Below are 22,504 nucleotides of genomic sequence, written 5' to 3'. Positions count from 1 at the left end.
ATACCGGTTAATGCCCAACAACAATAAAGTACTGGTAGTGAGTGAAGATCCCGGCCTGCGCCGGGATCTTGTTACTATCCTGGAATTTCTGGGTGAAGGCCCGGTGGCTGCTGACGACCTGTCAGTGGCAGCGCAATTTCGAGACGGGGAGGATCAGCCGGAGGGTTTCTCCGTGGCCGTGGTGGCAGGTGATGGCCAGGCCGTGCAGGATAGCCTTCAGGAGCTTGCCCGCATCTCCCCGGCTTTGCCGGTGTTGCTGGCCGGCGGGCCCGAGGCCGCCGACCTGCCCAGGGATCTCGCCAGTCGCATTATCGCCCGCCTTGAATGGCCCCTGAATTACGCCAAGTTTGTCGATTCCCTGCACCGGGCCCAGGTGTACCGTTCCCAGTTTGACCAGGGCAATGGCCGCGGGCACCAGCGGGGTGTCCAGCTGTTTCGCAGCCTGGTGGGCACCAGCCGTCGCATACAGCAGGTGCGGGATCTGATGGAGCAGGTCGCCGACCGGGACGTCAGCGTGCTGATCACCGGAGAGTCCGGAACCGGCAAGGAGGTGGTTGCCCGCAACCTGCACTACCATTCCGACCGTCGCGACCAGCCCTTCGTGCCGGTAAACTGCAGCGCCATACCGGCGGAGCTGCTTGAAGGCGAGCTGTTTGGCTATGAACAGGGAGCCTTTCCCGGTGCCATCACCGAGCGGGCCGGACGCTGTGAACTGGCCAACGGCGGAACCTTGTTCCTGGATGATGTCAGCGAGCTGCCCCTGAACACCCAGGTGAAGGTGCTTAGGCTGGTGCAGGATGGCAACTTCGAACGCATCGGCAGTAATCGCTCCCGGCCCACCAACGTGCGGATTATTGCGGCGGCAGACAAGAATCTCGAACAGCCGATCGAAGCCGGCCGCTTCCGTGAAGACCTGTACTACCGGTTGAATGTTTTTCCCATCGATATGCCCGCCCTGCGTGATCGGGTCGAAGATATTCCCCTGCTGATCAACGAACTGATCTCCCGTATGGAAAAGGAAAAACGCGGCTCCCTGCGGCTGAACTCGGCTGCCATCATGAGCCTGTGCCGCCATGACTGGCCGGGCAACGTGCGGGAGCTGGCCAACCTGGTGGAGCGGCTGGCCATTATGTACCCCTACGGCGTGATTGGTGTTCAGGAGCTGCCCCGGAAGTTCCGCTACCTGGATGACCACGACGAACACCGGGCGCCGGAAGATCAGGGCTTGCCGTCTGCCATTCCCGGCCTGGTGGGGCTGGACGGGCCGGTACTGCTGCCGGTTAACGGCATTGACCTCAAGGACTACCTGGCCAATCTCGAGAAGCAACTGATCGAGCAGGCCCTCAATGAAACCGGGGGCGTGGTGGCACGGGCTGCAGAGAAACTGCGTATCCGCCGTACCACACTGGTAGAGAAGGTGCGCAAGTACGGCCTGCGGGAAGAAACCCCGTCCTCCTGACGCCAAAGCGCTCCGTGTTTACCTGCGGGGCTTTGATTTCGGCGGCCTTTCTGAGAAAGTATCGGGATATGCGCACGACAGGGAGTTGACCGATGAACGACAAACCGCATCTTGATGAAGAGGCGCTGGCTGAACTGAAGGATGTCATGGAAGAAGAGTTTGATGTCCTGATCCAGACCTATCTGGCCGACTCCAGGAGCCGCATCGAAAGCCTTGAGCAGGCGCTGTCAGAGAATAATCCGGACGTTTTTGCCAAGACCGCCCACAGTTTCAAGGGCAGCAGCATCAATATTGGTGCGCCCCGGCTTGGGCAGGTGTGCTTTGAAGCGGAGAAGCTGGGTAAGGCCGGAGCACTGGAACAGGCTCCGGCCGTACTGGAGCAGATTTACACGGAGTTCCGGGAGGTGCAGCAGCGCCTCGAGAACTTCGGTTAATCGTTTTTGCTTTCGTAGATCTTGCGGCCCCAGGCTTCTTTCTCGCCTGGCAGGACCAGGTTCAGGATAATCGCCACCACGGCACACAGGGCGATCCCTTCCAGCTGCCCAAGCACCATGTTGCCAATGCCGAATACCAGGGTAACACCCACAATCACCAGGTTACGGGACTGAGACAGGTCCACCTGGTGGCGGATCAGGGTGTTCAGGCCCACCACGGCGATCGACCCGAACAGCAGGCACAGAATGCCGCCCATGACCGGCACAGGAATCGTCTGCAGCGCGGCGCCGAACTTGCCCACAAAGGCCAGGACAATGGCGACAACGGCCGCCCACCACATCACTTTCGGATTGAAGTTGCGGGTCAGCATGACTGCGCCGGTGACTTCCGAGTAGGTGGTGTTAGGCGGCCCGCCCAGCATAGACGCAGCACTGGTGGCCAGGCCGTCGCCCAGCAGGGTGCGGTGCAGGCCGGGCTTTTCCAGGTAGTTCTTGCGGGTGACGTTGCCGATCGCCAGTACATCGCCAATGTGCTCAATGGCCGGGGCAATGGCCACCGGAATCATGAACAGGATGGCGCCCCAGCTGAACGCGGGTGCGACGAAATTCGGCACCGAGAACCAGGCCGCCTGCTCGATGGCGGTGGTGTCGACAATGCCGGCAAACCAGGACAGCACATAGCCCACAATTACGCCGAACATGATCGGCACCAGCCGGAAGATGCCCTTGGCCCAGACTGACATCACAATGGTCACGGTCAGGGAAATCATCGCAATCCAGATGGCCGTGTTGTAGGGCACCAGCTCTGCGGCACCGTCACCGGTGCGGCCAGAGGCCATATGCACGGCCAGCGGGGCCAGGCCCAGGCCGATGGTCATGATCACCGGGGCGATCACCACCGGCGGCAGCAGGCGGGTGACAAACCCGGTGCCGCGCAGGCGAACCGCGCCGGACAGGATGATGTACAGGATACCTGCCGCCATCAGGCCGCCGAGGGTTTCTTCCAGCCCGAACCGGCCCTTGGCGGCAATGATCGGGGCGATAAACGCAAAGGAAGATGCCAGGAAGATCGGGATCTGGCCTCCGGTCACCACGTGGAAGATCAGGGTGCCGATACCCGCCGTGAACAGGGCCACGTTCGGATCCAGCCCGGTAATCAGCGGCATCAGCACCAGGGCGCCGAAGGCCACCAGCAGCATCTGGGAGCCGGCCAGAGCCTGCTTCCAGACCGGGTCGTTGCTATGGTCCTGCATACTCAGACGTCCTTCTGCTTGGTGCCGAAGATCTTGTCGCCGGCATCGCCCAGGCCCGGCAGGATGTAGCCTTTCTCGTTCAGGCGTTCGTCAACCGAAGCGGTGTAGATGGAAACGTCCGGGTGTTTCTCCAGGACTTTTTCCACGCCTTCCGGGGCGGCTACCAGCACCAGGGCACGGATTTCGGTGCTGCCAGCCTTCTTGAGCAGGTCGATGGTGGAAATCATCGAGCCACCGGTAGCCAGCATCGGATCGATGATCAGGGCCATGCGCTGGTCCAGCTCGCCCACCAGTTTTTCCAGGTAGGTTTCCGCTTCCAGGGTGGTTTCGTTACGGATCTGGCCAACCACGCTTACCCTTGCGACCGGAATCAGGCTCAGCACGCCGTCCAGCATGCCCAGGCCTGCCCGCAGAATCGGCACGATGGTAATTTTCTTGCCGTGAATCTGCTCAACGGTGACCGGGCCTGCCCAGCCATCAATGGTCTTCTCCTGCAGGCTGAAATCCTTGGTTGCCTCGTAGGTCAACAGGGCGCCAACTTCCTGGGCCAGTTCACGAAAATTCTTGGTGCTGATGTCTGCCCGGCGCATCAGGCCAAGTTTGTGCTGGATCAGGGGATGCTTTACTTCGTGGATTGGCATTTGTGGTCACCTGTGTGTTCGGATAATCTGGCGTGGATTTGCTTGAAATAAATGGCGCAAGGATACCGTATCTTTAGCTCCGAGTCAGGCACTCAGAGGGCCATGAACAGGCCGCGCAGCAAGTTTTTCAGAGAACCATAACAATCATGAATAAACCCCGTCCGGTTCAGGTAATTGCCGTGTCCAGCGGCAAGGGTGGAGTAGGGAAAAGCAACATAGCCGTTAACCTTGGCATCGCACTGGCCGAACGGGGCCGACGTGTGCTGGTGCTCGACGCCGGCCTGGGGTTGGGTAACCTGGATGTGCTGCTGGGGCTTACGGTCCACCATAACCTTCAGCACGTGCTGGACGGCCAGTGCTCCCTGGAAGACATTCTGGTAGACGGCCCCGGTGGTATCCGGGTGGCACCGTCTGCGTCCGGCAGCCTGGCCATGACCCGCCTGACTGCGGCCCAGCACGCCGGGCTCATCCACGCCTTCAGTGATCTGGGCGACCAGACCGACGTATTGATCATCGATACCTCAGCCGGCGTATCCGACTCGGTATTGGCGTTTTTGCGGGCTGCCCAGGAGATTCTGCTGGTATTGTGCGACGAGCCGACTTCTATTGCCGATGCCTACGCCCTGATCCGCATGATGCACCGCGATTACGGCACCAGCCGTTTCCGGGTGCTGGCCAACCAGGTGCGCAACGATAGGGAAGGCACCCAACTGTTTGAAAAACTGACCAGAGTCACCGGTCGTTTCCTGGATGCGGGGCTACACTACAGTGGAGCCATTCCCAGTGACGACGCCGTGCGCAAGGCCGTGCAACGGCAAAAGGCGTTTATGGAAGCCTACCCCAAGGCAAGGGCGTCCCTCGCCATGCGGGCACTGGCAGAAAAAGTGGAAAGCTGGCCTTTACCCTCTGCTCCCGGGGGGCATCTTGAATTCTTTGTGGAGCGTCTGGTTGGAGCCGTTGAATGAAACAACTGTATTCCCGTGCCCATGAGGCCCTGCTGGCGGTATCCCGCCAGGATTTTGTTTCCGGTGCGGATCTCGCGCCATCCATTACCGGCCATTCCATTCCCCGGGAAGAAACCGTCCGCCATCTGCTGGGGCTGATGCCGGAAATCGACAGCCACCAGGTGGTTATGCACGTGGGTGGGGGTTCCGGCTATCTGACGGCCGTGCTGGCGCGGCTGGCCCGCCGGGTGATCTACGTCGACAAGAACCCGGTGCTGGCGGAAAAGGCCCGGGAACGGTTCTTCCAGTGCAGCCTGCATAATGTGGACGTTATGCAGGTGTCTGCCGATGCCGGTATCGAGGTCGATGAACTCTGCGACATGGTGCTGTGCACAACGTTTATCAAAGATCCGGCACTCCTGTTGCCCTGCGTGAAGCGGGATGGCCATATCCTTTGCCTGGAGGGGCGCGCCGGCCCGGTGCCCAGCCTGGCGATGTTCCGAAACACGGGTGGCCAGCTGGAGCGGGTTCGCACCCTTGGCTGGGTCGACTTCAACCGGAACTCAGAGCAGATCCTGATCGACCTGGGGCTGGTGAGCGATGCAGTGCTGTCCCAGGCCCGAATCGAAGCCGCTGCCGGCAACGACCGGGTCCTGGATGTGGTGCGCCGCAAACTGAACCTGGAAGAGATCGGCCTGTACCGGTCTGTGGCCCAGCAGCGGGGCATGAAATTCACCGACGGTGACGAGGTGCTCAACAGCCTGAACGTGGAATTGTTCCGGCGCTTCTCCCGCACCTTCCTGGATTTGTCGCGGCTGATTCCGGTGTCGGAAGAGGACAGCACGCTGACTGTTGTCACTGATGATCCGGACGCCCGTACCGACCAGCTCGAACGGTTGACCCCAAAGCACCGCATTGTCTGCATGCTGGTTACCCCCACGGATTTCCGGCGTATCTGGTCGGCCCTGGACCTGACGGTCAAAGGCAGCCGCTTTGTGGCAGAGCAGGGTGCGAATGCCGGGGAAAAACCGTCGGAATCCGGGGCCAGCAAGGATTTGTTGGGCAAGGATAACTCCAGGAGCATCAGCCCGTACCTGGTGTCGGTCTACGAGGCCATCCTGCTGGATGCCGTCAGCGAGAAGGCCAGTGACATCCACATCGAGCAGTACGAGAACCGGGTGCGCATCCGCCTGCGGGTAGATGGCGACCTGCACGACTTGCCCCAGTATCAGCTCTCGGCCCGGGAAATCCGGGGCGTTATCAACGTTATCAAGCTGCGGGCGGAGCTGAACATCGCCGAGCACCGGCTGCCCCAGGGCGGCCGTTCCCGGCTGCAACTGGGTAATACGTCCTACGACCTGCGGATCCAGACCCAGCCCTCGCTGCACGGCGAGAACGCCGTTATCCGCCTGCTGCCACAAACCGGTCGGGCCATGACCATTGCCGAGCTGGGTATGTCGCCGGCGATCGGCGCCCGCTATGAGCGCTTGCTGGATAACCCCGCGGGCCTGGTGCTGGTGGTGGGGCCGACCGGCTCCGGTAAGTCCACCACGCTTTATGCCGGTTTGCAGACGCTGGCGGACGATGGCCGGCGCAAGGTGATTACGGTGGAAGATCCTATCGAGTACTCCATCGACAACATCCAGCAAACCCGGGTGCGTACCGAAATCGGTTTCAGTTTTGCGGACGCCATGCGGGCTTTCGTCCGGGAAGACCCGGATGTGATCCTGGTGGGTGAAATCCGGGACCAGGAAACCGCCCTGGAAGCCATCCGGGCCTCCCAGACCGGCCACGTGGTGCTTTCAACCCTGCACTGTAACGATGCGGTGGATTCCCTGCAGCGTCTGTACGACCTGGGCATTCATCCCAACTCCATTGCCGGCGAATTGCTGGCAGTGATTGCCCAGCGACTGGCCAAGCGTATCTGCAAGCATTGTCGCAAACCGGCCGAGGCGGATCCGGCGATTCTGGCCGAGGTCTTCCCGAACGGGGCACCTGCAGATTTCCGCTGTTTCGAAGGGGAGGGCTGCGACAAGTGCAACGGACGGGGCACCCATGGCCGGGTGGCCATCGTTGAGTACATGGAAGTGGATTCGGACATCCGGAACGCCATTTCCAGCCAGCCGCCGATCGGTGAGTTGCGTTGGCGGGCGCTGGATGCCGGACTGATTACCATGCGCGATAGTGCACTGGACCATGTGATTGAAGGCTTGATCCCGCTGTCTGAATTGCCGCGTATCCTGCCCAGGGAGCGCATGGCACCGGAAGTCCGTGGTGGTCGAAGGAGTAACGGATGAACAACACCAAAACAACGGTAAAAGCGGCCCAGCGGGAGCCAGCGGAAGTCACCTACCGGGAAGAGCTCGACAAGCTGGTCGCTATGGATCAGGGGCCGGTGCCGCCGGGCTGGAAGATGTCGCCCCGGGCGGTGGAGAAGTTCCTGGTGGGCGACGAAAAACTCGGTATCGAGCGCAAGTTCGTGGCAGACCGGGCCATGGTCACCCGTATTATCATTTCCCTGTGTACCAACCGGGGCTGTCTGTTGGTAGGTGAGCCAGGTACCGCTAAGTCCTGGTTGTCAGAGCTGCTGTGTGCTGCCATCTCGGGCAATTCGACCCTCACGTTACAAGGCGGCGCCATCAGCCAGGTCAGCCAGTTGTTGTACAGCTGGAACGACGCACTGTTGCACAGCGAAGGCCCTACGCGCCGGGCCCTGGTGCCCACGCCCCTGTTGCGGGGCATGATGGAAGGCCGGCTGGTGCGGTTCGAGGAAATCGCCCGCTGCCCCCAGGCCCTGCAGGATGCCATGCTGTCTGTGCTGTCAGACCGGGTAGTGGTTATTCCCGAGCTGGGCGAAGACGGGGTGATTCTCGCCCAGGAAGGTTTCAACCTGGTGGCCACCTCCAACAGCGTGGATGAAGGGGTGCACCAGATGAGTGCCGCCCTCAAGCGCCGGATGGACTTCGAGGAAATTCGCCCGATCCGCCTGCTGGCCGATGAAATGGACGTGGTGCTGCGGGAAGTGCACAAGGCCAACCAGCGCGCCGGCATAGACGTAGCGCTGGATGAAAAGGTGGTGGAAGTCCTGGTAACCCTGTTCCATGAGCTCCGTAACGGCCAGACCCTGGACGGCCGGAGCACCGACCGGCTGGCCGGTGCGGCGCTGTCGACGGCCGAGGCGGTTTCCGTGGCCCATGCGGCGAGCCTCAATGCCTGGTATTACGGTGGTGGTACCATGACCATCGAACACCTGATGCATCACATCATCGGTTCGGCCCTGAAAGACCAGCCGGATGACCGCCGGCGCCTGAAGCATTACTTCGAAACTGCGGTCGCCTCGCGCAAGGGTGATCACTGGCAGCAGGTTTGGGCACTGCGCACCCTGATTCAATAAGTTAGGGTGCCGGAGTGCGTCGGTATTTGACGTCACGCATGGGTAATCCGGTGTCGCATTCGTTATAATGCGCACTCATTCACCGGATGCCCGCGCGGCGTCCTTCGCTCTGCAGACGGGGCCCCGATGTCCGAGCCGTTATTACAGGCTGTAAATCTCGAATGTGAGCGCGACGAGCGCCTGTTGTTCCAGAATCTCAGTTTCTCGGTAATGCCGGGTACCGTTACCCGTATTGAAGGCCCCAACGGCACCGGCAAAACCACCCTGCTCAGAATCCTTGCCGGTTTGAACGACGCCTGGTCAGGTGAATTGCTCTGGTGTGGCGAACCCCGGGCCTGGCACCGTGAATCCTTCCTGCGCAACATGCTGTACCTTGGGCACCGCCCCGGCATCAAACCCCTGCTCACTCCCATGGAAAACCTTCGGGCCCTGATGGCTGGCCGCCGCACCGTCAGCGACGACATATTGTCGCAGGCACTGGCGGGAACAGGACTGGCGGGCTTCGAGAATGTACCCTGTCGCAACCTGTCCGCCGGCCAGCAGCGCCGGGTGGCACTGGCGCGCCTGTTGATTGCAGACGAACCCTTGTGGCTGCTGGATGAAGTGTTCACGGCGATTGATGCGGATGGCGTCAAAGCCATTGAAGAATTATTGCAGCAGCGGGCTGCAGAAGGCGGTGCGGTGCTGGTGACGACCCACCACGACCTGCAGTTGCCCGGAATGAAGCGCATTACACTGGGGGGAGGGCAGAGTGATGAATGCTGAATCCCGGCCGGCGTTGAAACCGGTAGAGAGTGCCATCGGCCCGGTGCAGGCCATGGCGGCAGTCTTCATGCGGGATGTCCGGGTCGCCTTCCGGCAGCGCCAGGATCTGCTCAACCCGCTGCTGTTCTTTATTATGGTGGTAACCCTCTTTCCGTTAGGGGTTAGCCCTGAAGTGGCATTTCTCAAGCAGTCCGGTGCCGGTATTCTCTGGGTAGCGGCCCTGTTGTCGGTGCTGCTGTCGCTGGACCACCTGTTCCGGCACGACTTTGATGATGGCACCCTGGAGCAATTGATATTACAGCCACAGCCCCTGTTTCTGCTGATCCTGGCCAAGACACTGGCCCACTGGATACTCACCGGCCTGCCGCTGGTATTGCTTACGCCAGTGTTGGGAATAATGGTGCACCTGGACGGGAACTCTGTGGCAATTCTGTGTCTAACGCTGCTGATCGGTACCCCGGTACTGAGCCTGATTGGTGCCATCGGCGCGGCGTTGACACTGGGGTTACGATCTGCCGGTGTGCTCTTGTCACTGCTGATCATTCCACTGTACATTCCCGTGCTTATTTTCGGTACCGGGACCGTGGCGGCAGCAGCCGAGGGCGCGCCCGTGGCCGGTTATCTCGCATTGATGGGGGCATTCCTGGTACTGGCGCTGACCCTGGCGCCATTTGCAGCCGCCGCCGCGCTGCGAATCAGCATGTCTAACAGTTAAAAAAAGACGGTGACCAACTGATGTGGCAATGGTTTCACAAATTGGGTTCCCCCAAGTGGTTTTACGGCATCGCTAACCGCTTCATGCCCTGGCTGCTGGCGGGCGGGCTGATCGTGCTGCTGGCCGGCCTGGTGTGGGGTCTGGCGTTTGCGCCGAAGGATTACCTGCAGGGCAACAGCTACCGGATCATCTTTATCCATGTGCCGGCAGCGTTCCTGGCCCAGTCAATCTACATAATGATGGCGGTGGCTGCCGTGGTCACCCTGGTCTGGCGCATGAAACTGGCGGACGTGTTTGTCAAAGCCATCGCGCCGGTGGGGCTGGTGCTCACCTTCCTGTCGCTGTTTACCGGAGCCGTATGGGGTAAGCCCACCTGGGGCACCTGGTGGGTGTGGGACGCTCGCCTGACCTCCATGCTCATTCTCCTGTTCCTGTACGGTGGCGCCATCGCACTGGACCGTGCCATCAACGACGAGAAATCTGCCGCCCGGGCCGTGGCGGTGCTGGTACTGGTGGGGGTAGTAAATATCCCTATCATCAAATATTCGGTGGACTGGTGGAATACACTGCATCAGCCGGCCACCTTCAAGTTGACTGAAAAGCCCTCCATGCCGATGGAAATGTGGGTGCCGTTGCTGCTTTCAGTGCTTGGCCTGTACCTGTTGTTTGGCTGGCTGGCCTGTCTGCGAATGAAAACCGAGATCCTGTTGCGGGAGCAGCGTACGCGCTGGGTCAGAGAACTTGTTCTGGCGGGAAGGAAATAACCAATGGCATTCGATTCGTTCTCCGCATTTATTGCCATGGAAGGGCACGGCCCCTATGTGTGGGCGTGCTACGCCGTATTTGTTGTGTTGCTGGGCGGGCTGATGATCTGGTCTGCACGCCGCAACCGTGCCGTATACGATTCCTGCAGGCGCAGGCTAGAACAGCAGCAGGGAAGCAAAGACAGCGCCCGCCCGAAAGCGGCGGCCACTTTCACCCGAGTTGAAGTTTCCCAGGACTGAACAGCAGGTAACCCATGCATCCGATCCGCAAAAAAAGACTGACCATTCTTGCCTTCCTGGTTGCCGGCATTGCGCTGGCGGTGGGCCTGACGACCTATGCACTGCGCCAGAACATCAACCTGTTCTACGACCCGACAGAAATCTCTGCCGGCAATGCCCCGGTTGATGTACGCATCCGTGCCGGCGGCATGGTGGAAGAAGGCAGCGTGATACGTGATACCGAAAGCCTGAAGGTGAACTTCCGGGTGACGGATTATGCCGCGTCTGTGCCGGTGCAGTACGTAGGCATCCTGCCGGACCTGTTCGCAGAAGGGCAGGGCGTGGTGGCCATGGGTCGACTGAACGAAGAAGGCCTGTTTGTGGCAGACCAGGTTCTGGCCAAGCACGATGAAAACTATATGCCGCCGGAAGTAGCCGATGCCCTGGAGAAATCATCCAAGGGCCTGAACAAGGCGAACGCAGAGAAAGCTGCAGAAAGCGCGGCTTACTGAGCCCCGAATCATGACTGACCTTGGAGATTTCTGATGTATCCGGAACTCGGACAGCTTGCACTGATACTCGCGCTGTTGCTCTCGGTGCTTCTTGCCGTCGTCCCGTTGGCCGGTGCGCTCACCGGGCGTGACAGTCTGCAGGCGTTTGCCCGGCCCCTGGCGTCGGGCATGTTTGTGTTTACCGGCCTGGCCTTTGCCATCCTGACCCACGCCTTCCTGGTAGACGATTTCTCCGTGGCCTACGTGGCCAACAACAGCAACAGCATGCTGCCCTGGTATTACAAGTTCAGTGCGGTGTGGGGTGGCCACGAAGGCTCACTGCTGTTGTGGATCCTGATGCTCACCGGCTGGACCCTGGCCGTGGCCATCTTCAGCCGCAAGCTTCCGTCGACCATGGTGTCCCAGGTGCTGGCGGTTATGGGCATGGTCTGTGTCGGCTTCTTCCTGTTTATCATCGTTACCTCCAACCCGTTTGACCGCTTGCTGCCGAACGTACCGGCGGACGGCCAGGACCTGAACCCGCTGCTGCAGGACATCGGCCTGATCATGCACCCACCCATGTTGTACATGGGCTATGTGGGCTTCTCGGTGGCCTTTGCCTTTGCTATTGCCGCCCTGATCAACGGTCGCCTGGATGCGGCCTGGGCCCGCTGGTCCCGGCCCTGGACAACCGTTGCCTGGTCGTTCCTGACCATCGGTATTGCCCTGGGCAGCTGGTGGGCCTACTACGAACTTGGCTGGGGCGGCTGGTGGTTCTGGGACCCGGTTGAAAACGCCTCCCTGCTGCCGTGGCTGTCCGGTACAGCCCTGATGCACTCGCTGGCGGTGACGGAAAAGCGTGGCGTGTTCAAGAGCTGGACGGTACTGCTGGCCATCGTCACCTTCGCACTGAGCCTGCTGGGCACCTTCCTGGTGCGTTCCGGTGTTCTCACCTCGGTACATGCCTTCGCTTCTGACCCGGAGCGGGGCAGCTTCCTGCTGATGCTGCTGGGTATTACGGTAGTGGGCAGCCTGCTGCTCTACGCGTTCAGGGCACCCGTGGTGCACGTGCGTTCCCGTTACGGTTCCCTGTCCCGTGAGATCTTCCTGCTGCTGAACAACGTGTTGCTGGTATCCGCCACGCTGCTGGTGGCCATCGGTACCCTGTATCCGCTGGTTCTGGACTACCTGGATGCCGGCAAGCTGTCCATCGGCGAGCCGTTCTTTAACACCACCTTCAGCCCGCTGGCCGTGGCCACCGGTCTGTTGCTGGGTGCCGGTATCTTCTCCCGCTGGAAGAAAACCGACGGCGGTATGCTGGCCCGTAAACTGTTGTGGCCGCTGGCGATCAGCCTGGTGGCGACGGCTGCGGTGATGGTTAACTATGGCAGCTTTGCGCCCTGGGCCTTTGCCGGTGTGTTCACTGCCATCTGGATTGCCGTGGCGACCCTGTGGGACCTCTGGGACAAGTCTGCTTCCCGCCAGGGCCGATTGCATGGCCTCAAACGCCAGTCCCGCAGTTATTGGGGCATGGTGCTGGGGCACCTTGGTGTGGCTATGGTGATGGCCGGTGCCACTGTGGTGTCCAATTACGGTGTCGAGCGGGATGTCCGCATGACTCCGGGTGACTCCGCCATGGTGGGCGATTACGAAATCGTGTTCACCGACATCGGTGAGCGGCAGGGCGCCAATTTCACCGCCCAGTACGGCAGCTTTAACGTGTTCCTGGATGGCAAGCTGGTTACCGACCTGCACCCGGAAAAGCGTAACTACCCGGTGGGTATGAGCGTGATGACCGAGGCGGATATTGATGCCGGCCTGTTCCGGGATGTATTTGTGGCCATTGGCGAGCGGATTTCCGACGACGCCTGGGCCATCCGCCTGCAGTACAAGCCGCTGGTACGCTGGTTGTGGCTGGGTTCCCTGGTGATGGCCATCGGCGGCTTCCTGGCCATTGCCGACAAGCGTTACCGCATTCGTGTAAAAGCTGAGGAAAAACAGAAAGCCCAGGCTGGCAACACGGCTCCCGGCAAGCCGGCGGAGGCATCGTCATGAGGCGTCTGCTGCTGTTTGTTCCGTTGTTGATTGCGGTCGGTATCGGGGTGTTTCTCTTTGCCGGTATCGGCAAGGATCCCACCAGGCTGGAGTCTGCCCTGATCGGCAAGCCGGTTCCCCAGTTCCAGCTCCAGGACCTGCATGATCCAGAGCACACCCTGGATGCGTCGGTGCTCAAGGGCGAGGTGTCGCTGCTGAACGTCTGGGCAGAGTGGTGCCCGTCCTGCTGGGATGAACACGAATACCTGATGCACTTGTCAAAAGAGCAGGGTGTGCGGATCGTCGGGCTTAACTATAAGGACCAGCGTGAAACTGCGTTCAGCTTCCTGGGCCGGCTGGGCAATCCCTACGACACCATCATCTTCGACCCTCAGGGCACGCTCGGCTTTGACCTCGGCGTGTATGGCGCACCGGAAACCTACGTGATCGACGCCGATGGCGTGGTGCTTTACCGCCACGTGGGTGTGGTGAACGAGCGGGTCTGGCAGGAAGTCCTGCTGCCCGTGTTCAATCAGGCAAAGGGAAATAGCTGATGCGTTTTTATCCGCTACTGTTGGCCATACTGTTTGTGGTTTCACCGCTCCGGGCCGAGGTGATGGAGGTCTACGACTTCGATACCCGGGCTGAAGAGCAGCGTTACCAGAACCTGATTGCCGAGCTGCGCTGCCCCAAGTGCCAGAACCAGAATATCGCCGACTCCAACGCCCCCATCTCCAAGGATATGCGGGACGAGGTGTACCTGATGATGCAGCAAGGCGCTTCCAACGATGAAATCGTCGGCGCCTTGGTGGACCGTTTTGGCGAGTTTGTGCAGTACAAACCGCCGGTCGACAAGCGCACGATTTTCCTCTGGGCGTTCCCGGCCATTGCCGTGATTGGCGGCTTGCTGATTGTGGCTGGCGTGGTAATGCGCTCGCGCAAACAGGGCCAGCAGGAACCGGCGCTCAGCCCCGAAGAAAAAGCCAGGGTCGAACAGATGCTGGCCGATAAGGATCAGCCATCCGAGCGCTGATCCGCGTAACACATCCCCAACTGCGACGAAGACTCCATGACTGAAACATTCTGGATTGCCGCGACGGTATTCATTCTCATCGCCCTGGCATTTGTGTTGTACCCGGTGTTCTTTCACCGCCCCAAGGCGCGGATGGATGCAGACCTCAGAAACCAGAACCTGCTGGCCTACAAGTCCCGCCTGAAAGAGCTGGATGATGAGCACGAAGCCGGCATCCTGGACGCCGAAAGCTACCAGCAACTGAAAGAAGAGCTGGCCGGCGCCATGCTTGATGACGTTCCAGAAAACGAACAGCCCCGCCAGCGGCTGGCAGGCCGGCGCAGCGCCATGGCTGTTGCCTTGCTGGCCGTGCTCCTGCTGCCCGCCGGTGCCTACCTGGGCTACCAGGAATGGGGTGCCATGGACCGGGTAGAGCAGTTCATCACCATGCAGGAAATGGGTGCTTCCGGTAACGATGACCAGACCGCGCGCATGTCCGCACTGGCAGACCAGCTGCGGGACCGCCTCGAGCAGGATCCGGATAACGCCGACGGCTGGGCCATGCTGGGCCAGACCTACATGCGTACCGAACGCTACGAGGATGCGGCCGAAGCCTTCCAGCGCCTGGCCGGGATTACTGAGGAAGAGCCCAGCGCCAGCTCCGTAGCCTGGGGCCTGTCAGCCCAGGCGCTGTACTTCCAGAGCGAAGGGCAGATGACATCGGGTGTGATGGCGGCCATCGAGTCAGCCCGCGCCCTGAACCCGAACGAAGTGAACTCGCTGGGGCTGCTGGGCATTAATGCCTTCAGCCAGCAGAACTACCGTGAAGCTATCGAGTACTGGGAAACCATTGTTGAGGTAACGCCGGACCATCCGCAGATTGCCTCTATTCGCGGTGGCATTGCCGAAGCCTACAATCGCCTGGGTGAAACACCCCCGGCTGCGCAGGCTCCGGAGCCTGCGGCACCGTCTGCCGGTGTGGCCCTGAGAATTTCCCTGGATGATGCGTTCAAGGACAGCGTGCCAGGTGATACCACCCTGTTTGTCTTTGCCCGTGCAAAGGGCACATCAGGTGGGGCGCCGGTGGCTGTCGCCCGCATGACTGCAGGTGTTCTGCCGGTAGATATCCGCCTGGATGACAGCTACGCCATGTCGCCGGAGGCTACCATTTCCTCTGCAGAAAAGGTGGTGATTGTCGCCCGCCTGAGCCGCAGCGGAAGCATCAACCCGCAAGCTGGTGACTGGCAGGGCCAGGTGGAAGCGGAAGTGCTGCCACCGGAGGCCGGTGGCGAGCCGGTTGAACTGGTTATCAGCCAGGAACTTATCGACTGATCGAATGCAGCGGAGGCAGCCCGTAGCGGCTGTCTTCGCTTTGCGCCTTCCGCTTTCTCAACCTCTCCAATGCTTTCCCCAATCCCTGTCGTGCCTCATTCGAAACCGCCTGCTGGTGTTGCGAGAACAGCTGTGCCTGCAGTTGCTTCAGGTGGCCGGCCAGTTCCGGGTCATCACTGAACCTGACTACATCGCTGACCGTCGCAAAGCGCTGTTCCGGGAAACGTAACCTGGCCCAGTGCAGCAGCTGGCCGGTGGTGTCTGCTGAACCGTTTTTAACCGAACGGATCAACTGCTCATAGGCATGTTTTTCGGTGTCGTCTTCCAATGGCTCGGATGAGAGGGCGCCCCCGGACGGTTTTCGGGACAACCACCACAGCACCAGGGTAGCCAGCCAGAGCAATCCCAGTACCAGCGAAAGCCAAAGCCAGAAAGAGCCCGGGTTGTCTGCCGGGGGCTGGTCATCTGCGGTGACCGGAGTAGTGGCGGGCGGAGTCTCCGGGGCGCTGTTATCCGGTACCGGCGCAGCGGCGACCGCGCTGTTGCCGGTGATGGTGTAGCGACGCTCGGGCAAGATCGCCTGCTCCAGTTGGTCGGTCTCTGTGTTCCACCAGGGGATGCGGATGGCGGGCAACACCACATCGCCAGCCTGGACCGGCACCAGTGCGGCTTCCTGCTGCAGGGTGGAGCGAAGGCCGTCGACGGTGGTTTCGGTATTTCTCAGGGGGCTTTCCGGGTAGCTGCGTATGGCCGCCGGGGTTTCCTGCGGCAGTGGCGGCAGGGCTTCTGCCGGTAAGCCATCGGCATGTAGGGTGATTTTCCGGGTCAGGTTGGCTCCGGCGTTCAGTTCCCCTGCTGGCGGCAGGCCGTCTTCAGCCAGTGCCAGGCTGCGGGCCGGCAGCCAGGGCTGGTCTGCCGGGTAGGCATCAGGCACCGGTTTTACCGGTACCTCATAGAGCTGTTGTTGATCCCGCAGGAACTTCAGCTGGCCGTTGGCGTCCCGGGTCTGCCCCTCAAAGCGGATCGGGGCCAGGCTCAGCGGCCCCGGCTGCTGGGGAAAGATGGCATAGCGCCGCTCAACCACCCGGTAACGGACGCCATCCCGGTAACGGGTGAATTCGCGCTGCTTGCCCAGGGATTCGATGATGGCATCGGGGTGCTCCGGCTCCGACAATTCGCCCCGTATCAGGTTGCCCGAGAAAAACAGCTGTATGGTCAGCACCAGCTGTTCCTGCACATACACCTCGGCTTTGTCGGCCGATAGTTCGATAAAACTGTCGCGGGCGCCGGCTTCCTGGTCTGGCGCTGTGCCGGTCACCACGTCAATCTCTACCGGCTCGGAGGTGGCATCCTTGAAGGTCAGCTCCGGGATAGTCAGCTTGCCGGTTCGGGTGGGGGCCAGCTGGTAGGTCCAGGTGATTTCCCCGGTCATATCGCCGTTGACGGTCTGCACACTGTAACGCTGGTTCCGGGCCAGGATTTCGAAATCCGGCTCTACCTTTTCAATGTCGGGGGAAGGCAGGTCAGACAGGTCAAAGTTGAACAGGTTGCTCAGGTTCAGGTCGATTTCCATGGAGCCGCGCACGGTCAGGGTTAATACTTCGCCTTCGTAAAGCTGCGTGCGGTCCGGCTCGACCGACAGCTCACTGGCCTGGGCCGGGTGCAGGGCGGCAAGCTGTATCAGTAACAGAAAAACGGGTAGAAGAATGCGTTTTACCATGATGTATCGCCCTCGTCGGGTTGCGTCTGGCGCTGCTGGTACTGCTGCAGGAACTTGCGCTGCAACAGCCCGCCGGGGTTGTCAGGAATACGCCGGAGCCACTGCTCCTGGCCCTGGTTCAGCGGTTGTTCGGAAATTTCGGCCGGAGCTTCTACAGCCTGCCCGTTGTCGGTCGGCTCCTGGTCTGACGGCTGGCCTTGCCCGGATTGCTGCATGTCTTCGCCAGCCTGTGGCTCGGCGTCTTGGCCGCTCTGTCCGGAATCCTGTGTATCACCGGATTGTTCGGATTCCTGCTGGCTGTCTTGCTGGCCTTGCTGCTGGCTTTCCTGCTTACCCTGACTGCCTTGATCGCCCGGGCTGTCCTGATTGTCCTGGCCGGACTGTGAATCTTCGCCCTGCTGCTGGTTGTTCTCCGACTGCTGGTCACCGGAATCGCCTTGTTGCTGGTCTTGCTCTTGCTGCTGTTGCTGGTCGAGCAGCTGCTGAACCAGGTCACGGTTAAAGCGGGCGTCTTCGAAGTCGGGGTTCTGCGCCAGGGCCTGCTGGTAGGCGTCCAGGGCTTGTTCAAGCTCGCCGGCCCGGGCCAGGGCATTTCCCCGGTTGTAGTGGCCGGTGGCCGTCGGTATTTCGGTAAAGGCCCGGGCAGCCTCTTCGTGGCGGCCGCTGCGGTACAGGGCCGAGCCTTTCCAGTCCGGCTGCTGCAGAACCTCTGCCGCGCGCTCCGCGTCCTGCTCGATCAGTTCCCGCCCGCGCTGGTCGTCCCGCTGCCACAGGCCACCCCAGTCCAGTGCCATGGCCGGGCGGGGTGTCAGGGTCAGAGGTACAAGGCTCAGGGCCAGTACCGCAAAGGCACCCCGGCGCCAGCCCAGCAATAGCAGGGGCAGGGCCAGCCAGAGCAGCCAGTAGCCGTCGTCTTGCCAGCGATTGATGGTCAGTCCGTCATCGGTTTCCGACCAATCCTCTTCCGCTCCCGGTTCCAGCGCAAGGGCACGGATATCCGCGTCGCCAAGGGTCAGTTCGTGGCTGTCACCGCCGTTGTCCCGGGCCAGTCTCTCCATGGCATCGGGGTCGGCCCTGGCGATAACAATCTCGCCGTTACTGCGCAGGAAGCCCCGCTTGGCCAGGGGAATCGGTCCACCTTCCGGCGTGCCCACAACCAGTGTGCTCAGGGCGTAGCCGGTGCCGGCCAGGTGATTACTGATGGCGCTGTGATAACTTCGGGGTACATCATCGGATATCAGCAATATCCGCCCGCGGCCCGGCGCACCCTGCTGCAGCAGATCCACCGCCTGGCTGATGGCAAGGTCTGCCCGGTTACCCTGTGCCGGCATTATGGCCGGGTCCAGAACCCCGAGCATGGCTTCGATGGTGCGGAAGTCTTCGGTCAATGGCGTAACGGTGTGGGCATCACCGGAGTACACCAGCAGGGCGGTCAGGCCGCCGCGCCGTTGCGCCAGGAGGTCCCGAACCTTGCGCTTGGCCAGGGTCAGCCGGTCCGGTTCGGCATCGGTGGCCAGCATGGACAGCGACAGGTCCAGCACAATCACCAGGCTGTCTTCCGGCTGTTTGAGCGGGGTAGGGGCCTGGCGCCAACTCGGGCCAGCCAGGCCGATGGCCAGGGTCAGCAGGGCGATGTTCAGTGGCAGCAGCGGCGAACGGCTGGCACCGCCCGGGGCGCCTTGCCCAGGTTTGTTTAACAGCGGTTTCAGCAGGGGCTGGGGAATATAACGGCTCCAGCCGGCATCGGCCTGGCGCAGCTTGTGCCTTGCCAGGTATAACGCCGGCAGTGCCAGCAACAGTAATAACCAAAGGGGCCTCAGGAAGTGAAAGTCAGCCATGGTGCACCTCCCCGGATTCATTGCGGCGGGCCCGGCTGGCCAGTAACCGCAGTGCTGACAACAGCAGCCACAGGGTAACCGCTGTGCCCGCCGGCCACACGTAGAGTTCGGTAACCGGGCGATAGAACTGGCCTTCCTGCTCAATGGGCTCCAGCTGGTCGATGCTGTCGTAGATCATTTCCAGCTCCGGCAGGCTGCGGGCCCGGAAATGCCGGCCGCCGGTCTGTTCCGCCATGCGGGTGAGCAGGGCTTCGTCCAGGTCCCGGGACGGGTTCACCCGCCGCGAGCCCAGCAGCCCCCGCTGGATCATGGAATCGGCACCGATACCGATGGTGTACAGCCGAACACCTGCGGCGGCGGCAATCTCGGTAGCTTTGTCCGGGCTCACTTCACCGGCGGTGTTGGCGCCGTCGGTCAGCAGGATGGCTACCCGCTGCTCCTGGGGGCGATCCCGCAGGCGTTTCACCGCAAGGCCCACGGCATCGCCAATTGCCGTTGCCCGGCCGGCCATGCCCAGGCCGGCTTCCAGCAGCAGGGTTCTTACGGTTTCCCGGTCAAAGGTCAGGGGTGCCTGCACGTAGGGCTGGGTGCCGAACAGGACCAGCCCCAGGCGGTCACCCTCCCGGCGGTCGATAAACTGGTCCAGCACCCGCTTGACCGCTTGCAGGCGGTTGATGCTGCGGCCCTGAATAACCATGTCGCGCTCATCCATACTGGGCGATATGTCTACCAGCATCATCAGGTCACGGCCGCTAACGGGCATCTGCACTTGCTCGCCCACATGCTGGGGTCGGGCGATGGCGAGCACCAGGCACAGCCAGGCCAGAAGCAGCAGCAACTGGCGCCAGCGCGGTGTCCGGCGCCCCTGGGTACTGACGCCGGGCATGCCCGACAACCAGTGGCCAACCGGGATGACCGGTGCATCTACCGGTTCACCCTTGCCATAACGTTTGCCGGCCAGGAACAGCAGCGGCAACAGGGCCAGTAACAGCAGCCAGGGATAGGCCAGGGAAATCATAGCTGGGCCTCCAGCCAGAACCGGGCAAAGTCGAGTGCCTGGCCCGGGTCCAGGTTGGTGTTCGGGCGCCAGGGTGCTTGCACCAGCGCTTCCGCTACCGGCCTTGAGGCAATGCGTTCGGAAGGCGAGGTTTCCAGCAGGAATTCGGCCCAGCCCTGGCCGGTGAGGGTTTCCGGATGCCGGTCCGGATAGGCCTGCCGGGCTACCCGCTTGAGCAGCTGGTTAAGTTCACTGAACCATTCGTTGCACTGGCGCGGGTTGGCCGCCAGTTGCACCAGTTCCTCGCGGGCCTGGCGTTTCCACAGGTTCTGCTGCCGGCGCCGGCGCAGCAACCAGCACGTGACTGCGGCCAGTACCAGAACGACCACCGCCAGAATCCACCAGCCCGGCGCCGGCGGCCACCAGCCACCGGTTTCCGGCAGGTGAATATCGCGCAGTTGGGCTAACGGATCTTGCGGGTTCATCCGATACGCCCTCCCGGGCCCAAAAGCTGGCGCAGGGCGGCTGCCGGCTCTTCGCTGGTCATGATGGTGGCGGCCTGCACACCGGAGGTGCGAAAACAGTCTTCCAGCAGCCGTTCATGGGTGACAACCTTTTCCTGCCAGGCCTGTTTAAACGCGGGATTGGAAGCATTAAACCAGATCGGCCCTTCCGGCCCTGCCACCGCAAACTGGCCGCTGTCCGGCAGCTGTTTCTCCAGCGGATCCATAATGCGCAGGGCACTCACGGTGTTATGTCGGCCCAGGGCGCCGAGCAGGCTGGTGGTGTTATCGCTGATGTTCATGAAATCGCTGATGATGAAAATCCGGCTGCCGGTATGGGCCACCCGCCGGGCTTCGGCCAGCGCTGTGTCCAGCCCGTGGTCGGGGGCCGAAGGCCTGGGCGGCACGTCCGGCTTGTGTTGGTGGCTGGCCAGGGTATCCAGCAGGCGCAGTACGGATTTCTTGCGCCGGGCCGGGCGCAGCACCTCCAGCGCCTGGTCATTAAATACCAGGCCACCCACCTGGTCGCCGGCCCACAGGGCCAGCCAGGCCAGCAGCGCGGTAACCTGGGCGCAGCGCACCTGTTTGTAGGCACCGGTGCTGGCGAAGAACAGGGTCGGGCCCAGGTCGGCAATCAGCAGCACCGGCCGCTCGCGCTCTTCTTCGTAGAGTTTGGTGTGGGGTGACTGGCGCCGCGCCGTTACCCGCCAGTCAATGCTGCGGATATCGTCTCCGGGTTGGTATTGCCGTACTTCGGCAAAGGTCATGCCGCGACCACGCTGGCGAGACTGGCGCAAGCCGGCCTGGCGCGAACGCACCGGGCGGGCAGACGGCAGCTTCAGGGCCCTGGCGTCGGCTTGCAGCCGAACCAGTTCCGGCAGGGTGATATGGGTTGCTGCGTTGCTCTGCGCCATGGTGTTCAGGCGGTTACCGGTACGCGGTCGATCAGCCTTTGCAGAACCGTGTCTGCGGTCATGCCTTCGGCCTCGGCCTCGAAGGTCAGCAGGATGCGGTGGCGCAGCACGTCAAAGGCCATGGTGCGGATGTCGTCCGGGGTTACGTAGTCCCGGCCATCGAGCCAGGCCAGGGCCCGGGCGCAGCGGTCCAGGGCAATGGTGCCCCGGGGGCTGGCACCGAACGCCGTCCAGCGGGCCAGTTCCGGGTCCAGGCTGGCAGCATCCCGGGTGGCCAGGATCAGGGCCAGCAAATACTGCTCCACCGGCTCCGCCATGTAGATGTCGGATACCGCCTGCCGGGCCTCCATAACCTGTTGCTCTGTAAGACGAATGTCTACCTGTGGTATTCCCTGACGGTAGTCGCTACGGGCAAGGTGCAGAATCTGACGCTCAGCATCGGCATCCGGGTAATCGATCACCACATGCATCAGGAATCGGTCGAGCTGGGCTTCGGGCAGGGGGTAAGTGCCTTCCTGCTCGATGGGGTTCTGGGTGGCCATCACCATGAACAGCTTTGGCAGCGGGAAGGTTTGCATGCCGACACTGATCTGGCGTTCGCCCATGGCTTCAAGTAGGGCAGACTGCACCTTCGCCGGGGCCCGGTTGATTTCATCGGCCAGCACAAGGTTGTGGAAGATGGGGCCGCGCTGGAATTCGAACAGGCCGGTTTCGGCCCGGTAGATCTCGCTGCCGGTAACATCGGACGGCAGAAGGTCCGGGGTGAACTGGATGCGGTGGAAATCCCCTTCCAGGTGATCGGCCAGGGCTTTTACCGCGGTGGTCTTGGCCAGGCCGGGTGCCCCTTCTACCAGAAGGTGGCCATCAGCCAGCAGGGCGATCAGTAGTCTGTCTACCAGCTTGTCCTGACCGATGATGCGTTTTGCCAACTGTGTTCTGAGATTACCGAACGTTTGCTGTAACGACATGGAATTCACTGCTCTCGGTTTTGAAGGTCCGGCGGCGCGGGTGTTTGCGCCCGTAGGTAGTTGCCGCAGTTTTGAGGTCTGGCCGGCAAAAATCAAGAGCTTGACTA

General features: G+C 61.6%; 22 protein-coding genes. 14 read left to right on the top strand and 8 right to left on the bottom strand.

What is annotated here, in order from left to right:
* Positions 1-10 precede the first annotated feature (10 nt).
* Positions 11-1,459, top strand: a complete 1,449-nt coding sequence (locus AQ621_RS02745; protein WP_058340166.1) for a sigma-54 dependent transcriptional regulator — start codon at positions 11-13, stop codon at positions 1,457-1,459.
* Positions 1,460-1,551: 92 nt separating this feature from the next.
* The gene (locus AQ621_RS02740) at positions 1,552-1,893 is read left to right on the top strand and encodes an Hpt domain-containing protein (RefSeq protein WP_058340165.1); all 342 of its coding nucleotides are present in this window, start codon (positions 1,552-1,554) and stop codon (positions 1,891-1,893) included.
* On the opposite strand, the gene AQ621_RS02735 is transcribed toward AQ621_RS02740, so the two are convergent.
* Entirely contained in the window at positions 1,890-3,146 is a 1,257-nt protein-coding gene (locus AQ621_RS02735) for a uracil-xanthine permease family protein (RefSeq protein WP_058340164.1), read from the bottom strand. The genes AQ621_RS02740 and AQ621_RS02735 overlap by 4 nt on opposite strands.
* Positions 3,147-3,148: 2 nt before the next feature.
* Positions 3,149-3,787, bottom strand: coding sequence for a uracil phosphoribosyltransferase (gene upp, locus AQ621_RS02730; protein ID WP_058340163.1), 639 nt, complete (start codon positions 3,785-3,787; stop codon positions 3,149-3,151).
* A gap of 146 nt (positions 3,788-3,933) precedes the next feature.
* Between upp and AQ621_RS02725 the strand changes: the two genes are divergently transcribed.
* The 12 genes from AQ621_RS02725 to ccmI all read left to right on the top strand — a co-directional run bounded on the left by AQ621_RS02725 (position 3,934) and on the right by ccmI (position 15,457).
* Entirely contained in the window at positions 3,934-4,752 is an 819-nt protein-coding gene (locus tag AQ621_RS02725) for a MinD/ParA family protein (RefSeq protein WP_058340162.1), read from the top strand.
* Positions 4,749-7,028: an ATPase, T2SS/T4P/T4SS family gene (locus AQ621_RS02720; RefSeq protein ID WP_058340161.1), complete on the top strand. Its 2,280-nt coding sequence runs from the start codon at positions 4,749-4,751 to the stop codon at positions 7,026-7,028. The genes AQ621_RS02725 and AQ621_RS02720 overlap by 4 nt, the downstream gene beginning before the upstream one ends.
* Positions 7,025-8,125, top strand: a complete 1,101-nt coding sequence (locus AQ621_RS02715; protein WP_058340160.1) for an ATP-binding protein — start codon at positions 7,025-7,027, stop codon at positions 8,123-8,125. Before AQ621_RS02720 ends, AQ621_RS02715 begins: the two co-directional genes overlap by 4 nt.
* A gap of 126 nt (positions 8,126-8,251) precedes the next feature.
* Positions 8,252-8,890, top strand: coding sequence for a cytochrome c biogenesis heme-transporting ATPase CcmA (ccmA, locus tag AQ621_RS02710; RefSeq protein WP_058340159.1), 639 nt, complete (start codon positions 8,252-8,254; stop codon positions 8,888-8,890).
* Positions 8,880-9,605, top strand: coding sequence for a heme exporter protein CcmB (ccmB, locus tag AQ621_RS02705; RefSeq protein ID WP_058340158.1), 726 nt, complete (start codon positions 8,880-8,882; stop codon positions 9,603-9,605). The genes ccmA and ccmB overlap by 11 nt, the downstream gene beginning before the upstream one ends.
* A gap of 20 nt (positions 9,606-9,625) precedes the next feature.
* The gene (gene ccmC / locus AQ621_RS02700; protein WP_058340157.1) at positions 9,626-10,369 is read left to right on the top strand and encodes a heme ABC transporter permease CcmC; all 744 of its coding nucleotides are present in this window, start codon (positions 9,626-9,628) and stop codon (positions 10,367-10,369) included.
* 3 nt (positions 10,370-10,372) lie between these two features.
* On the top strand, positions 10,373-10,609 hold the full coding sequence (gene ccmD, locus AQ621_RS02695) for a heme exporter protein CcmD (RefSeq protein ID WP_022988753.1): 237 nt from the start codon (positions 10,373-10,375) through the stop codon (positions 10,607-10,609).
* Positions 10,610-10,623: 14 nt separating this feature from the next.
* Complete coding sequence (ccmE, locus tag AQ621_RS02690; protein ID WP_022988754.1) at positions 10,624-11,100, top strand: cytochrome c maturation protein CcmE; 477 nt, start codon at positions 10,624-10,626, stop codon at positions 11,098-11,100.
* Between the two features lie 33 nt (positions 11,101-11,133).
* Entirely contained in the window at positions 11,134-13,134 is a 2,001-nt protein-coding gene (locus AQ621_RS02685) for a heme lyase CcmF/NrfE family subunit (RefSeq protein ID WP_058340156.1), read from the top strand.
* Positions 13,131-13,667: a DsbE family thiol:disulfide interchange protein gene (locus tag AQ621_RS02680; protein ID WP_058340155.1), complete on the top strand. Its 537-nt coding sequence runs from the start codon at positions 13,131-13,133 to the stop codon at positions 13,665-13,667. The genes AQ621_RS02685 and AQ621_RS02680 overlap by 4 nt, the downstream gene beginning before the upstream one ends.
* On the top strand, positions 13,667-14,146 hold the full coding sequence (locus tag AQ621_RS02675) for a cytochrome c-type biogenesis protein (protein ID WP_058340154.1): 480 nt from the start codon (positions 13,667-13,669) through the stop codon (positions 14,144-14,146). Before AQ621_RS02680 ends, AQ621_RS02675 begins: the two co-directional genes overlap by 1 nt.
* Positions 14,147-14,182: 36 nt before the next feature.
* Positions 14,183-15,457 (top strand): c-type cytochrome biogenesis protein CcmI, encoded by a 1,275-nt coding sequence (gene ccmI, locus AQ621_RS02670; protein WP_058340153.1) that lies wholly within the window; start codon positions 14,183-14,185, stop codon positions 15,455-15,457.
* Here ccmI and AQ621_RS02665 read toward each other — a convergent pair.
* From AQ621_RS02665 to AQ621_RS02640, 6 genes are read right to left on the bottom strand one after another with little or no spacing between them, the layout of a single operon-like run.
* Entirely contained in the window at positions 15,447-17,177 is a 1,731-nt protein-coding gene (locus tag AQ621_RS02665; protein ID WP_058340152.1) for a BatD family protein, read from the bottom strand. The two genes, ccmI and AQ621_RS02665, sit on opposite strands and share 11 nt — an antisense overlap.
* Positions 17,171-19,015 carry a VWA domain-containing protein gene (locus AQ621_RS02660; RefSeq protein WP_058340151.1) on the bottom strand — a complete coding sequence of 615 codons (1,845 nt, stop codon included), beginning with the start codon at positions 19,013-19,015 and terminating at the stop codon, positions 17,171-17,173. Before AQ621_RS02660 ends, AQ621_RS02665 begins: the two co-directional genes overlap by 7 nt.
* On the bottom strand, positions 19,008-20,033 hold the full coding sequence (locus tag AQ621_RS02655) for a VWA domain-containing protein (protein ID WP_058340150.1): 1,026 nt from the start codon (positions 20,031-20,033) through the stop codon (positions 19,008-19,010). Before AQ621_RS02655 ends, AQ621_RS02660 begins: the two co-directional genes overlap by 8 nt.
* Positions 20,030-20,497 carry a DUF4381 domain-containing protein gene (locus AQ621_RS02650; protein WP_058340149.1) on the bottom strand — a complete coding sequence of 156 codons (468 nt, stop codon included), beginning with the start codon at positions 20,495-20,497 and terminating at the stop codon, positions 20,030-20,032. The genes AQ621_RS02655 and AQ621_RS02650 overlap by 4 nt, the downstream gene beginning before the upstream one ends.
* Positions 20,494-21,429, bottom strand: coding sequence for a DUF58 domain-containing protein (locus AQ621_RS02645; RefSeq protein WP_058340148.1), 936 nt, complete (start codon positions 21,427-21,429; stop codon positions 20,494-20,496). Before AQ621_RS02645 ends, AQ621_RS02650 begins: the two co-directional genes overlap by 4 nt.
* Positions 21,430-21,434: 5 nt before the next feature.
* Complete coding sequence (locus AQ621_RS02640; protein ID WP_036219357.1) at positions 21,435-22,397, bottom strand: AAA family ATPase; 963 nt, start codon at positions 22,395-22,397, stop codon at positions 21,435-21,437.
* Between the last annotated feature and the right edge of the window lie 107 nt (positions 22,398-22,504).

Source organism: Marinobacter sp. P4B1 (assembly GCF_001447135.1).
Classification (GTDB): Bacteria; Pseudomonadota; Gammaproteobacteria; order Pseudomonadales; family Oleiphilaceae; genus Marinobacter; species Marinobacter vinifirmus.
Note: the sequence above shows the minus strand (reverse complement) of the source record. Positions and strands in the feature narration are given on the sequence as shown.